We start from the raw sequence: 13,644 nt of genomic DNA, 5'->3' as shown, positions 1-13,644 counted from the left end.
GGCCCTATTTGGCGGCGTTCTGCACCGGCGCCAGATCGTCGATGAGCCACATGCCGCGGCCGTTGGTGGCGATGACCAGGGCGTTGTCGCGCGGCTGGATGGCCATGTCCCAGACGTAGGATGTCGGCAGGCCCGAGCCGAGCACGTCCCAGGACTGGCCGCCGTTCCGGCTGACGTAAACGCCGGTGTCCGTGCCCGCGTAGAGGATGCCCCGGACCTTGGGGTCCTCGCGGACGACGTTGACCGGGCCGCCGGGGATGTCGGCCGCGATCGAGGCCCAGGTCTTGCCGTAGTCGGCCGACTTGTAGATATAGGGATTGAAGTCGTCGTCGTGCCGGCCGACCAGGGTGACGTAGACCGCGGCCGGGTCGTGCCTCGAAGCGACGATCTTCCAGACGTGCTTGTTGAAGGGCAGGCCGGCCGTGATCTCGGTCCAGCTGTCGCCGCTCGTCCTGGTCACCCAGACCCGGCCGTCGTCCGTGCCGGCGTAGATGAGGCCGAACTTGAACGGCGACTCGTCGACCGCCGTGATCGTGGCGAAGGGGACGGCGAAGGGCCAGCGGCCCTGCTGGTCCGGGTTGTTGTAGGTCAGGTCGGGGCTGATCCGTTCCCAGGTCTCGCCCCTGTTCATGGACCGGAAGAGGTACTGGAAGCCGTGGTAGACGACCAGCGGGTTGTGGGGCGAGAGCATGGTCGCCGCCAGCCACTGGCCGCGGTAGGCGGGCTCGCCCTCGGCCGGCTTGGGGAAGATCTCCCGGCTCGTCCATTCGCCGTCCTTGAGGACGGAGCGCTCGAGGCGGCCGTAGAAGGGCGAGGAATAGACCGTGGCCGGGTCCTCCGGATCGACGGCGATGAGCGTGCCCTCGCCGCCCGGGGCGGTTTCCCACCTGGGCTCGGCCCGGAAGAACCTCGGCCGGCCGGGCGCGCCGCCGGCCCCGGGCCGGCGCACCGGGATCAGGCCGCGGTAGGTGCCCTGGTCCTGGACCGAGCCATAGGCCCAGAACGGCGTCGAGGCGTCGAGGGTGACATTGTAGAACTGGACGGAGGGGATGCCGTCGTGGAAATCCCGCCAGGTCTTGCCGCCGTCATAGGAGATGTTGACGCCGCCGTCGTTGTTGTTGATCAGGTGGTCGCTGTCATGGGGATCGATCCAGAGGCCGTGGTGGTCGCCGTGAAGCCCGGCATAGCCGAGGTTCCTGTAGGTCTTGCCGCCGTCGGTCGATTTCGACAGGCCCAGGCCCATGATGTAAACGGTCTCCGGCGAGTTGGGGTCGACCCGGATCTGGCCGAAGACCCAGCCGTAGGTGCCGCCGAAGCGGTCCATGCCCGGCGGGCTGACCTTGCGCCAGCTCGCGCCGGCGTCGTCCGAGCGGTAGACCTCGGCCCCGACGATGCCCCGCCCGAGCGGCCGGCCGTAGGCGTCGCGGGCGCCGGCCGGCGGCTCGGTCCCGGGGGTGTGGTTGTCGACGTAGGCGTAGAGCGTCGAGGGCCTGGTCCGGCAGAGGTCGATGCCGATGCGCCCGGTGAAGGCCGTGTCGGGCAGGCCGTTGTTGATCGGCTTCCAGGTCCGGCCGCCGTCGGTCGTCTTGAACAGGCCGTCCCCGCCGCCGGGCACGGGGTCGCTCCAGCGCCGGCGGACGCGGTTCCAGGTCGCGGCGTAGAGCGTATCGGGCGCCTGGGGGTCCATGACCAGGTCGTTGGCCCCGATCTCGTCGCTGACGAAAAGGACCTTCGTCCAGGTGGCCCCGCCGTCGCTCGTCTTGAAAACGCCCCGGTCGGGATTGGCCGTCCACTCGTGGCCGGTGGCCGCGACGTAGACGATGTCGGGGTTGGCCGGATGGATGACGACGCGGGCGATGGTGTAGGTCCCCTCGAGGCCCATGCGCCTCCAGGTCTTGCCGGCGTCCGCCGACTTGAAGACGCCGAGCCCGGCTTCGGAGGCGCGGAAGATGTTGGCTTCGCCCGTGCCGGCCCAGACGATGTCCGGGTTGGACTCGGCCACGGCCAGGTCGCCGATGGACATCGTCGGCTGGTCGTCGAAGATGGGCTCCCAGGTCGTGCCGGCGTTCACCGTCTTGAAAACGCCTCCGCTGGCGGCGGCGGCGTAGAAGACCGTCCGGCTGCCGGACGGAACGGCGACGTCGGTGCACCGCCCGCCGAGATCGAAGGGGCCGATGAAGCGCCAGCGGACGTCCTTGAAGGGCGAGGCCTGCTTCATCGCCAGGTGCTGCTCGAAGGCCTTGACCCTCAGGGCCGGGTCCGTGTTCTCGACTTTCTTGTTAAGCCCCTTGGCGGCCGGCTTGCCCTGCGGAAGGGCGGCCAGCGCGCCGGCGACGAGGATAACCAGGACGAGACCGAGGAAGGAGTGGGACAGATGACGCAACGGGCACCTCCCGATCGTGATCATGCCGTGAGCAGTATACGACAAAAAATGGGGGACATGATACCCGTTTCCCATTTTTCTACCTGGAAAAAAGTTGTGCCATGATGCCCTTGTCGGGAATTCGCGGGACACGATCCCTTTTCCGGAGAATAGAGTCATGTCCCGGCGCTCCCGAAGATGGTCAGGTCCCGGGATTCCCCAAACGGGGCAAGGGCAAGATCGGAAACGGGTGTCGCGTCCCCGCTCTACGAGAGGACCTTGAGGAGGTGATAGTCGTGTTCGATATCGGTGACCTTGACCTCGCCGGCCGCGCCGAACGGCAGGAATTCGACCGTTTCGTCGACCAGGTGGACGAGACCTCCCGTGCGGCCACCGGCCAGGGCCTCGACGGCGGCGTGCCCGAGCCTGGCGGCCATGATACGGTCGGTGGCCGTGGGACGCCCGCCCCTCTGGACGTGGCCGAGGACGGCGATGCGCGTTTCGAGTCCCGTTCCCGCCGTCACGGCTTCGGCCACGGCCGCGGCCGTGGAGCGTCCCTCGGCGACGACGATGATCCAGCTGGCCTTGCCCAGGGCGCGGCCGACCATGATCTCGTCGCAGAGGGCGTCGACGGACACGTCCTTCTCGGGGAGCAGCACTTCCTCGCAGCCGCCCGACAGGGCGACCTGCATGGCCAGCCAGCCGCATTTGCGGCCCATGACCTCGACGACGAAGATGCGCTCGAGCGACGTGGCCGTGTCCCGGATCTTGTCCAGGGCGTCGAGGGCGACGTTGAGGGCGGTATCCGTGCCGATGGCGTAGCGGACCCCCGGCACGTCGTTGTCGATCGTGGCCGGGATGCCGACGACCGGGAAGCCGTGGCGCTCGGCCAGGACCCGGGCGCCCGTGAGCGAGCCGTTCCCGCCGATGACGATGAGCCCGTCGATGCGGCGCTCGCGGAGATGGGCCAGGCCCGCCCTCTGCCCCTCCTCCCCGCAGAAGCCCTCGGCCCGGGCCGTCTTGAGGATGGTCCCGCCCAGGCCGATGATATTGGAGACCGAGCGGCGGTCGAGCGGGACGAAATCGCCGTTCATGAGGCCGTCGTAGCCGCGCACGACGCCCTCGACCTCCAGGCCGGCGGCCACGGCCGTGCGCACAACGGCCCTGATCGCGGCGTTGACGCCGCCGCAGTCCCTGGTCAGAAGGGCGATCTTTTTCATGGGCCGATTATATCAGAAAAACCGGCCCTCCCGCCGCTTCGTATGATAGAATATCGCTGACACAAGGAGAGTGACCGCAATGGGCATCAAAAAACCTATCGCCTTCGGTTGTCTCGTCATCGTCCTCCTGGTCGTCCTGGTGGGCGTCTTCTACGTCACCGGCGTGTACAACGCGCTCGTCGGCCTCGACCAGAAAGTCCAGTCGCAGTGGGCCCAGGTCGAGAACACCTACCAGCGCCGGTCCGACCTCATCCCCAACCTGGTCGAAACCGTCAAGGGCGCGGCCGCCTTCGAGAAGGACACCTACACGGCCGTGACCGAGGCCAGGGCCAAGGTCGGCCAGGTCCAGGTCAACCCCGGCCAGCTGACCCCCGACGCGTTCGCCAAGTTCCAGGCGGCCCAGGACGGCCTCTCGTCGGCCCTGTCGCGGCTCCTCGTCGTCGTCGAGAAGTACCCCGACCTCAAGGCCACCGAGAACTTCCGGGAGCTCCAGGCCCAGCTCGAGGGCACCGAGAACCGGATCACCGTCGAGCGCCAGCGCTTCAACGAGGCGGCCCAGGCCTTCAACACCCGGCGCAACCGCTTCCCCGCGGTGCTGGTGGCCAGCCTCTTCGGCGCCAAGTTCGCCGAGAAGCCCTACTTCAAGGCCCAGGCGGGCGCCGAGAAGGCCCCCCAGGTCAAGTTCTAGGCGACCCGGCCCGACCCAAACGATCCGATCGTGAGAACCCGACGGCTTCGGCTCCCGCTCGTCATCCTGGCCCTGGCGCTGGCCTTCGCCCTGGCCGGGACGCTTGGGCCGGCGCGCGCCGCGGCGGTGGCCGGCCAGAACCGGGGCGGCATCCCGCCGGCCCCCGGCCGTTGGGCCACCGACGAGGCCGCGTTCCTGTCGCCGCAGGCCGTCGAGGCCCTGGACGCGCGCCTGGAAAATTACGAGCGCCAGACCGGCCATCAGCTGCTCGTCTGGATCGGCCGGACCATCGGGCCAAACGAGGTCCTCGAGGACTGGGCGGTCCGGACGTTCGCTGCCTGGAAGGTCGGCCGCAAGGGCCTCGATGACGGGCTCGTCCTGTTCATCCTGGCCGGCGACCGCAAGATCCGCATCGAGGTCGGCTACGGCCTCGAGGACAAGGTCCCCGACGTCTACGCCTACCGGGTCATCAACAACATCCTCGCGCCGGGCATCCGGGCCGGCCGGCCCGACGAGGCCGTGGACGCGGCCGTCACCGCGCTGATCGGCTACATCGGCGGCGACGAGAACGCCGCGGGCGGGGAGCCGCGCAGCCGCATAGAATCGAAGGCCAAGACCGTCTTCGGCCTCATCATCTTCATCATCGTCGCCATCATATTCATCACCAACCCGTCGCTCGCGTTCTGGCTGCTCCTCAGCTTCTTGGGCGGGGGAGGCCGGGGCGGCCGCGGCGGCGGGGGCTGGGGCGGAGGCGGGGGAGGCGGCTTCGGCGGCGGCGGCGGACGGTCGGGCGGCGGCGGCGCCTCGGGCGGCTGGTAGCCGGAAAGCGGGAGGAGAACTCGCGATGACCGTGAACAGCCGGCGCAAGCTCATGAAAACGATCGATGCCGAACGGATCAAGGCGGCCATCGCCGCGGCCGAGCGCCAGACCTCTGGCGAGATCCGGGTCTCCGTGGCCTGGTTCTTCTGGGGCTCCGTCCGGCACGCGGCCGAGCAGGCCTTCGCCCGCCTGGGCATGACCGCCACCAAGGACCGCAACGGCGTCATGTTCTTCATCGTCCCGGCCCGGAAGAAGTTCGTCGTCCTCGGCGACGAGGGCATCCACGCCAAGGCCGGCCAGGACTTCTGGGACAGCCTGGCCGGGGTGATGTCGGCCCGCTTCCGCAAGGGCGAGTTCACCGAGGGCCTGGTCGAGGCCATCGGCGAGGCGGGCCGGCTGTTGGCCTCGCATTTTCCCTACGAAGGCGCCGCTGACGTCAACGAGCTCCCCGACGACGTCGATTTCGGCAAGAGCTGACGTCCATAAAATGGGGGACACGATACCTATTTCCTATTTTCCCGCCTGTAGAAAAAGCGGGACATGAGGAATTCGCGGGACACGATCCCTTTTCAAGAGAAAAGGGTCATGTCCCGGAATTCCCGAGCGCTTTTTCCCCGTGCCGGAGGCGATAGCCCGGGCTCAGCCGAAGCACGGGGCCTCCCGGAAACCCTTTATATTCCCGGCCCCGATATGGTATAAGCGGACGTGTAATCTCCGGGGAGGGAAAATGAAAAAAGCCATGCTGATGCTAATCATGTTCGCCATGATCCTGGCCTTCGCGGCGTGTCAGAAAGAAGCGTCCAGGCTGACCTACCCGGCCACGAGGAAGGTCGACCAGGTCGACGATTACTTCGGGACCAAGGTGGCCGACCCCTACCGCTGGCTCGAGGATGACAACGCCGAGGAGGTCAAGGCCTGGGTCCAGGACCAGAACGCGGTGACCTTCGGCTACCTCGACGGCATCCCCTACCGGCCCAAGATCAAGGCCAGGCTGACCGAGATCTTCAACTACCCGCGCTACTCGTCGCCGTTCCGGGTCGGCGATTACTACTTCTACACCAAGAACGACGGGCTGCAGAACCAGTCGGTCTATTACATCCAGAAGGGCCTGGACGGCGCGCCCGAGGTCTTCATCGACCCCAACGCGCTCTCGCCCGACGGCACGGTCCGCGTCGGCATCCTCGGGCCCTCGATGAACGACAAGTACGTCGCCATCAGCCGGGGCGAGGCCGGCTCCGACTGGTCCGAGATCCGGGTCATGGAGGTCGCCACCAGGCGGGAGCTGCCCGACCGGATCCTGTGGAACAAGTTCTCGGGCGCCGCCTGGCAGGGCGACGGCTTCTACTACAGCGGGTACGACAAGCCCGCCCCGGGCCAGGAGCTGGTGGCCAAGAACGAGTTCCAGAAGGTCTTCTACCACAAGCTCGGCGACCCGCAGGAGAAGGACGTCCTCGTCTGGGAGGACAAGGAACATCCCCTGCGCTACGTCGGCGCCGGGACGACCGAGGACGAGAAGTGGCTGTTCCTGTCGCTTTCGGAGGGCACGAGCGGCTCCGAGATCTGGGTCCGCGACCTGGCCGGGAAGAACGCGCCGTTCACGCTGCTGGTCAAGGGCTTCGCCTACGACAGCGCGCCCATCGAGGTCGTCGACGGCCGGATCCTGGTCTACACCAACGAGGACGCGCCGAACTTCCGCGTCGTGTCCATCGATCCGGCCCGCCCGGCCAAGGAGGACTGGCGGACGGTCATCCCCGAGAAGCCCGAGGTCCTGAGCGGGGCCGGGACGGCCGGCGGCTACATGTTCTGCGACTACCTCAAGGACGCCAACACCAGGATCTTCCAGCACAAGCTCGACGGGACGCTCGTCCGCGAGATCGCGCTCCCGGCCCTGGGCACGGCGGGCGGCTTCGGCGGCAAGCGCGACGAGAAGGTCCTGTTCTACGCCTTCACCTCGTTCACCTATCCGCCCGCGATCTACAGGTTCGACCCGGCCACGGGCGCCTCGGAGGTCTTCCGCACGAGCGAGGTCAAGTTCGACCCGGCGGCCTACGAGACCAAGCAGGTCTTCTACCCCAGCAAGGACGGGACGAAGGTGCCCATGTTCATCGTCCACAAGAAGGGCCTGAAGCTCGACGGCCGGAACCCGACCTTTCTCTACGCCTACGGCGGGTTCAACATCAGCCTGACGCCGACCTTCAGCGCCGGCAACATCATCCTGCTCGAGAACGGCGGCGTCTACGCCATGGCCAACCTGCGCGGCGGCGGCGAATACGGCGAGGCCTGGCACAAGGCCGGCATGTTCGGCAAGAAGCAGAACGTCTTCGACGACTTCATCGCCGCGGCCGAGTACCTGGTCAAGGAGAAGTACACGAGCAGGGACCGGCTGGCCATCGCCGGCGGCTCGAACGGCGGGCTGCTCGTCGGGGCCGTCATGGCCCAGCGGCCGGATCTCTTCGGGGTCGCCTTCCCGGCCGTCGGGGTCATGGACATGCTCCGCTACCACAAGTTCACGGTCGGCTGGGGCTGGGCCGTCGAGTACGGCTCGAGCGACAACGCCGGGGACTTCCCCTATCTCTACGCCTACTCGCCGCTCCACAACCTCAAGCCCGGCGCCTGCTACCCGGCCACCATGGTGACGACGGCCGACCACGACGACCGGGTCGTGCCGGCGCACTCGTTCAAGTTCGCGGCCACGCTGCAGGCGGACCAGTCCTGCGCCAAGCCGGTGGTGATCCGCATCGAGACGCGCTCCGGCCACGGTTCGAGCAACCTGAGCAAGGCCATCGACGACCTGACCGACCAGTGGTCCTTCATGTTCTACAACATGGGCCTCACACCGGATTATCAATAATTTATAAAATGGGGACGTTTCTGGTTTTTTAAATGATCATTTTTTAAAAAATAGAAACGTCCCCGTTTTTCCGGCCTCGAGCGGACGGCCGCGATCCGGCGGGTTGACCCTGTCCGGCCCTATTTCGCGAAAGCCTTTTCCAGCAGGACGCGGTACCGGTCCATCAGTTCCTTGTTGAGGTCGTTGGGCGGGACGGCGTCGGCCGGCAGGAACGGCTTGTAGGGATGCGTCCTGGCGTAGTCCTCGAACTCTTTCCGCAGCTTGGCCAGCTCGTCCGGCTCGGTCAACAGATCGACGGCCGAGGCGGCGATGGCCTTGGCCCCGGCGTTCAGGCCCTTCCAGGCCGTCGAGCCGTGCCAGCCGGCGACGTTGGACCAATGGTGGCCGATGGCCCCCGGCACCCCGCCGGGGAAGGCAACGGTGGCCGTTGGCGCGATGAGCGTGACGTCGCCGACGTCGGACGAGCCGCCGCCGACGAACTCGCGGCCTGTCACTGGGGCCTCCAGCTTGTCCACCTTGACCGGCAGGCCCGCCTGCTTGGCCCCGATCTCCTTCTGCAGGGCCTTGGCGAAGGCCTGCTCCTCGTCGCTCCAGACCGGCATGCCGACGAGCTCGATGTTCTTCTGGAAGAGCTCGGCCGCGGCCTTGTTGGCGTGGCGCTGGTGGACGGCACTGACGACCCGCATCGAGTCGATCTCGGTGCCGCTGGCCAGGGCCCCGGCCTTGGCGCAGTCGACGACCCGCTTGTACATGTCCTCGAGCCGCTCGTCGGTGTTGCGGACGTAGTACCAGACGCTGGCCCGGTCGGGGACGACGTTCGGCGCCTGGCCGCCCTCCAGGATGACGTAGTGCAGGCGCTCGGTCAGCGGCAGGTGCTCGCGGAGGTAGTTCGCGGCGACGTTCATGATCTCGACGGCGTCCAGGGCGCTGCGCCCGACCCAGGGGGCGCCGGCGGCGTGGGCCGTCTTGCCCTTGAAACTGAAGATGGTCGAGAACAGGGCGTTGCCGTCGACGCCGTACCCGGTGCCGAAGCCGCTCGAGCTGTGGTTGTCGATGACGGCGTCGACGCCCTCGAACAGCCCGGCCCGGATCATGTACGGCCGGCTGGCTACGATCTCCTCGGCCGGCGAGCCGAAGACCTTGATCGTGCCCTTGAGCCCGTAAGCGGCCATGACCTCCCTGACGGCGATGGCCGCCGCGGCCGCCGCCGTGCCCATGGCGTTGTGGCCGCAGCCGTGGCCGGGCGCGCCCTCGACGACCGGGGCCTTGTTCGGGACGCGGGCCTGCTGCGAGAGCCCCGGCAGGGCGTCGAACTCGCCGAGAAGGCCGATGACCGGATGGCCCGAGCCGTACGTGGCCACGAAGCAGGTCGGCATCCCGGCCAGGCCGCGCTCGACCGTGAAGCCGGCCGCCTCGAGCGTGTCGGCCAGGAGCTTGGCCGAGTCGAACTCCTGCAGGCCGAGCTCGGCGTACCGCCAGATGGCGTCCGAGATGCGGCCGAACTTCTCGACCGCCTCGGGCCGGGCCAGCCAGTCGAGGACGGCCTGCTTCTCCCTGGCGATCCTGGGTTTGGCGGGCGCGCCGGGGGCCGGGCCGGCGGCCAGGCCCAGGATGACGAGCGCCGCCAGGAATGACGCCGTGCGCCGGTTTCTCATGGCTGCCCCCTATCTCCTGAACTTGTCCAGAAGCTCCGTGTAGCGGTTGGAGAGATCGACCTCCCGGCCGTCGATGTAGACCTTTCGGACGTTGGTCCGCATCTCCAGGATGTCGTCGTCGGCCAGGACGATGTTGGCCGCCTTGCCTTTCTCCAGGCTGCCCATCGTGTCCGCGACGCCCAGGATCTCGGCTGTGTTGATGGTCACGGCCCTCAGGGCCTCGGCCCGGTCCAGGCCGAAGGCGGCCGCCTTGGCGGCGTGGTAGGGCAGGTCCTTGGCCAGGCTGGCGCTCGACGACGAAAAGGCGATCTTGACCCCGGCCGCGGCCAGGATCCCGGGATTGCGGTACAGGGCGTCGTAGCCGTCCTCCCAGACGGGCGGCAGGTCGTAGAGCGAGCCCAGGATGACCGGGATCCCGGCCTTGGCGATCTCGCGGGCGACCTTGAAGCCCTGTTCGGCGCCGTAGAAGACGGCCCTGATGTTCTCGTCGCGGACGAAGGCGATGGCCGCCCGGATGTCCCGCTCGCCGTGGACGGCGATCATGGCCGGCATCCGGCCCTTGAGCAGGGGCAGGAGGGCCTCGCAGGTCTCGTTGAACTCGGGCAGGGCCAGCAGCCCGTTTCCGGCCGCCGCGTCCCGGCGCTTCTCGTAGGCCCGGGCCTCCCCGAAGAGCCGCCGGAGCTCCTTCAGGAGCGCGGGGCCGTCGGCCGGAGGCTGGCCGCCCCGCCGCCCGGCGAACGCGCCGCGGGCGGCGCGCAGCTCCGGCAGCTCGATCTGCATGGCCGCGGCCGGCTCGACGGCCATCTGGCGATGGGTCCAGCCGTCCAGCCGCAGCAGGCAGCTCACGCCGGCGATGAGCCCGCCCGAGGGGGCCACGACGGCGGCCGTGATGCCGTTGGACCGGGCGATGGGGATGTGCATCGAGTCGTAGCGGACGGCCTCGAGCGCCCGGACCTGCGGGTTGATCCGGCCGGTCTCCCGGTTGTCCACCGTGGCCGCGACGCCGCTGATCTCGACCAGCCCGAGGGACGAACAGCCGTCGATCATCCCGGGGTAGGCCCGCAGGCCCGCCGCGTCGACGACCTCGGCCCCGGCGGGCACGGCGGCTTCGGCACCGACCGCCTCGATGCGCCCGTTCCGGACGACGATCGCGCCTTTCGGGATCTCGGGCCCGACGACGGGCACGATCCGGGCGTTGACGATGGCCAGGACCTTGTCGGGCGCGGCCTGCGCCCGGGCCGGCCCCGGTTCCCGGGCCGCGAGGAGCGGCCCGGCCATGGCGACGATGACGGCGGCGACGATAGCCCGGCGGGTCATTGGAGGCCTCCCGCTTCACGGGGCGCCGCGGTCGGCGGGGCCGCCGCTTCCCGCTCCCGGACCAGGGCTTCCCGGTCGAAATAGACCCGGCCCTCGATGATGGTCATGTCGCAGCGGGCGTAGGCGCTCAGCGGGTGCCCGGAGAAGACCGCGACGTCGCCCTGCTTGCCGACCTCGAGGCTGCCGACGATCCGGTCGACGCCGAGCTGGACGGCCGGGTTGATGGTCACCAGCTTCAAGGCCTCGTCCTCGGACAGGCCGCCGTACTTCATGGTCTTGGCGGCGTCGTTGAAGAGCCGGCGGATGCGCTCGCCACTGTCGGAGTTGATCGAGACGAGGACGCCCTTTTTGGCGCAGTAGCCGGCCATCTCGGCGATGCCCTCGGCGGCCTCCATCTTGTAGGCCCAGCTGTCGGCGAAGCCCGAAATGCCGATCCCGGCGGCCGCGATCTCGCCGGCGATCTTGTAGCCCTCCCAGCAGTGCTCGAAGCACTGGATCTTGAACCCGAATTCCCGGGCCAGCCCCATGAACTCGAGCGTCTCGGTGGCCTGGTAGCTGTGGCAGCGGGCCACCCGCTCGCCGCGGAGCAGCTCGGCCAGGACCTCCAGGCGCAGGTCCTTTTTCGGCGGGACGAGCGTCCGCGGCGGGTTCTTGGCCGCCGCAGCCTTTTTGTACCGGTCCCACCGGGCCATGTAGTTCCGGGCCTTCTCGAGCTCGCGCCGGATGACGGCGTTGGCGCCCATGCGGGTGGCCGGATAGCGCCGCTCCTGGCCCGCCGCGACGGCGCGGTTGGCCTGCTTGACGTTCTCGCCCAGGGCGAATTTGAGCGTCGGCAGCGCCTCCGCGACCACGAGCTCCTCGGACGGACGCCCCCATTTCATCTTTAGGACGACGTTCGGCCCGCCGATGGGGTTGGCGCTGCCGTGCATCGTGTGGACCATGGTGACGCCGCCGCTCAGGGCCGTCAGGATGGACGCGTCGTCGGCGTTGACGACCGCGCCGACGTCGGCCTCGGGGGTGATGGCCTCGGACCCTTCGTTCGTGCCGGCCACGGCGATGTGGGTGTGCGAGTCGATCAGGCCGGGGACGACGAACCGTCCGGCCGCGTCGACGATGCGGACGCCGGGCGGGGCGGCCAGGTCCGCGCCGATCGCCTTGATGACGCCGCCGACGACGAGGATGTCGCCCCTGGCGATGGCGCCCTTGGTCACGGTCAGGATGGTGCCGTTCTTGATCAGAATGTCGCCGCCGTCGGCCGCGGCCGGACGGGGCCCGAGGGCGACGACGAACCCGGCCAGGGACAGGAGCGCGGCGATGCGGGGGAGGGTGAGGGCGAGGTTCTTCACTTGGAGGCCTCCTCGGTTTCGTACTCGAACCGGACGCCGTCCACGAAGACCCGAACGACGCGCGCCTTCTCGTCGAAGAGGCCGCCCCGGACCAGGACGACATTGGCGATCTTGCCCGGCTCGAGCGTGCCCAGGGCCTGGTCGAGGCCGAGGAAGCGGGCCGGCTGGACCGTCAGAGCCCGCAGGGCGGCGTCCTCCGCGAGGCCCGCCCCGATCGCGGCGCGGACGGCCTTGAGGACGGCCGCCCCGTCGGGGTTCGCGCCAGAGACGAGGGCGAAGAGGAGGCCGGCCTTGGCCAGCTCGGCGGCGTTGGCGGGGTAGATCCCGGACTCGGCTTTTTTCCGCAGCTCCTCGCCCTGGGTCGCGTACCGGCTCGTCGCCGGCGGCCGGAAATCGAGCCCGACGAGGAGCGGAACGGGACACTTCCTAAGGACGTCGGCGGCGCGCCAGGCCTCGTTGGCCCCGGCCAGCAGGGCGTTGAGCTTGAACTCGGCGATGATCTTCAGGGCTCGCTTGATGTCCTCGACGTTGTTGCACTGGAAGACGACGGGCCGGCGGTCGCGGACGAAGGGGACCAGGGCCTCGAGCCTGGGGTCGTAGGCCGGTCTTTTGAGCCCAGCGGCGCCCTTGGCATACTGGGCCTGCCGGGCGGCGTAATACTCGGCGTCGATGAAGCTCTGGCGGATGTGGGCGATCGTGCCCATGAGGCTCGACGGGTAGCCGCCCCGCTCGGTCGTGAAGTTGATGTGCAGGGCCGCCCCGTTGCGGATGACCATCGGCGGGAGCGCCTCGCCGTTGAGGTCGAGGATGACGCTCTGGCCCTCGAAGATGCCCCGTTCCGGGGCGACGAGGGCGGTCGTGAAGCCGGCCCGGTGGAAACTCTCGACGGCGGCCCTGGCCGGCTTGAGCTGGTCGAGGACGAAGAGCCCCGGACCCGGCGGGAACCCGTCCTCCCGGGTCCCCTGTGGGCCCGCCGGGGGCGCGCCCTCGACGGGGATCTCCGGGTCTGAGCTCCGGGCCGGGCGCTCCAGGAACAGGCTCGAGAAGGCCGAGATCAGGCCCGGATAGGCCTTGAGCCCTTCGGCCTCGATGATCTCGGCGTCATCCGGGATGCGGACCTTCCCGGCGGGGCCGAGCGATTCGATCAGGCCGTCGCGGATGACGATCACGCCCTTGTCGATCGTCGGACCGGCGACCGGAACGATCTGGCAGCCGCGGATGGCGTAGGTCGGTCCGACGTCGGCTGCCGGCGCGGGCGCGGCGGTGAGGGCCAGCGCGGCGAGAACGACGATGACGGCGGGGGACATTCGCGGGACGGGCCGGGCGACGATCCTGATCCTCATGGGAGCCACCTCCGAAGGAAGGGGTATACATCAATTCCGCCG

Annotated in this window: 10 protein-coding genes; 4 read left to right on the top strand and 6 right to left on the bottom strand. The window is 68.8% G+C overall.

Annotation, left to right across the window (positions count from 1 at the left end):
- Positions 1 to 4: 4 nt before the first annotated feature.
- Positions 5 to 2,383 (bottom strand): hypothetical protein, encoded by a 2,379-nt coding sequence (locus ABFD52_09455; protein ID MEN6560987.1) that lies wholly within the window; start codon positions 2,381 to 2,383, stop codon positions 5 to 7.
- Between the two features lie 245 nt (positions 2,384 to 2,628).
- Positions 2,629 to 3,582 (bottom strand): ATP-dependent 6-phosphofructokinase, encoded by a 954-nt coding sequence (locus ABFD52_09450; protein ID MEN6560986.1) that lies wholly within the window; start codon positions 3,580 to 3,582, stop codon positions 2,629 to 2,631.
- Between the two features lie 79 nt (positions 3,583 to 3,661).
- Here ABFD52_09450 and ABFD52_09445 point away from each other — a divergent pair, with 79 nt between their 5' ends.
- From ABFD52_09445 to ABFD52_09430, 4 genes are all read left to right on the top strand, one after another.
- Positions 3,662 to 4,270, top strand: a complete 609-nt coding sequence (locus ABFD52_09445) for a LemA family protein (protein ID MEN6560985.1) — start codon at positions 3,662 to 3,664, stop codon at positions 4,268 to 4,270.
- A 30-nt stretch (positions 4,271 to 4,300) separates the two neighbouring features.
- Complete coding sequence (locus ABFD52_09440; protein MEN6560984.1) at positions 4,301 to 5,089, top strand: TPM domain-containing protein; 789 nt, start codon at positions 4,301 to 4,303, stop codon at positions 5,087 to 5,089.
- 25 nt (positions 5,090 to 5,114) lie between these two features.
- Positions 5,115 to 5,567, top strand: coding sequence for a TPM domain-containing protein (locus ABFD52_09435; GenBank protein MEN6560983.1), 453 nt, complete (start codon positions 5,115 to 5,117; stop codon positions 5,565 to 5,567).
- Positions 5,568 to 5,817: 250 nt separating this feature from the next.
- The gene (locus tag ABFD52_09430) at positions 5,818 to 7,941 is read left to right on the top strand and encodes a prolyl oligopeptidase family serine peptidase (protein ID MEN6560982.1); all 2,124 of its coding nucleotides are present in this window, start codon (positions 5,818 to 5,820) and stop codon (positions 7,939 to 7,941) included.
- 119 nt (positions 7,942 to 8,060) lie between these two features.
- Here the strand turns inward: ABFD52_09430 and ABFD52_09425 are convergent, their stop codons facing one another.
- Genes ABFD52_09425 through ABFD52_09410 form a run of 4 tightly spaced genes read right to left on the bottom strand, consistent with a single transcriptional unit; the run spans position 8,061 to position 13,602 of the window.
- On the bottom strand, positions 8,061 to 9,596 hold the full coding sequence (locus ABFD52_09425; GenBank protein ID MEN6560981.1) for an amidohydrolase: 1,536 nt from the start codon (positions 9,594 to 9,596) through the stop codon (positions 8,061 to 8,063).
- A 9-nt stretch (positions 9,597 to 9,605) separates the two neighbouring features.
- Positions 9,606 to 10,913: an amidohydrolase family protein gene (locus ABFD52_09420; GenBank protein MEN6560980.1), complete on the bottom strand. Its 1,308-nt coding sequence runs from the start codon at positions 10,911 to 10,913 to the stop codon at positions 9,606 to 9,608.
- On the bottom strand, positions 10,910 to 12,259 hold the full coding sequence (locus ABFD52_09415; protein ID MEN6560979.1) for an amidohydrolase family protein: 1,350 nt from the start codon (positions 12,257 to 12,259) through the stop codon (positions 10,910 to 10,912). The genes ABFD52_09420 and ABFD52_09415 overlap by 4 nt, the downstream gene beginning before the upstream one ends.
- Positions 12,256 to 13,602, bottom strand: a complete 1,347-nt coding sequence (locus ABFD52_09410) for an amidohydrolase family protein (GenBank protein ID MEN6560978.1) — start codon at positions 13,600 to 13,602, stop codon at positions 12,256 to 12,258. The genes ABFD52_09415 and ABFD52_09410 overlap by 4 nt, the downstream gene beginning before the upstream one ends.
- Positions 13,603 to 13,644: the final 42 nt, after the last annotated feature.

The organism is Acidobacteriota bacterium, assembly GCA_039683095.1.
In the GTDB taxonomy this organism is placed as follows: domain Bacteria; phylum Acidobacteriota; class Aminicenantia; order Aminicenantales; family Saccharicenantaceae; genus RBG-16-66-30.
Note: the sequence above shows the minus strand (reverse complement) of the source record. Positions and strands in the feature narration are given on the sequence as shown.

What these genes read in the sequence shown, in the direction of transcription:
- ABFD52_09450 (MEN6560986.1), bottom strand. Translation starts at nt 3,582, where the DNA reads ATGAAAAAGATCGCCCTTCTGACCAGGGACTGCGGCGGCGTCAACGCC.
- ABFD52_09445 (MEN6560985.1), top strand. Translation starts at nt 3,662, where the DNA reads ATGGGCATCAAAAAACCTATCGCCTTCGGTTGTCTCGTCATCGTCCTC.
- ABFD52_09435 (MEN6560983.1), top strand. Translation starts at nt 5,115, where the DNA reads ATGACCGTGAACAGCCGGCGCAAGCTCATGAAAACGATCGATGCCGAA.
- ABFD52_09430 (MEN6560982.1), top strand. Translation starts at nt 5,818, where the DNA reads ATGAAAAAAGCCATGCTGATGCTAATCATGTTCGCCATGATCCTGGCC.
- ABFD52_09425 (MEN6560981.1), bottom strand. Translation starts at nt 9,596, where the DNA reads ATGAGAAACCGGCGCACGGCGTCATTCCTGGCGGCGCTCGTCATCCTG.
- ABFD52_09420 (MEN6560980.1), bottom strand. Translation starts at nt 10,913, where the DNA reads ATGACCCGCCGGGCTATCGTCGCCGCCGTCATCGTCGCCATGGCCGGG.
- ABFD52_09410 (MEN6560978.1), bottom strand. Translation starts at nt 13,602, where the DNA reads ATGAGGATCAGGATCGTCGCCCGGCCCGTCCCGCGAATGTCCCCCGCC.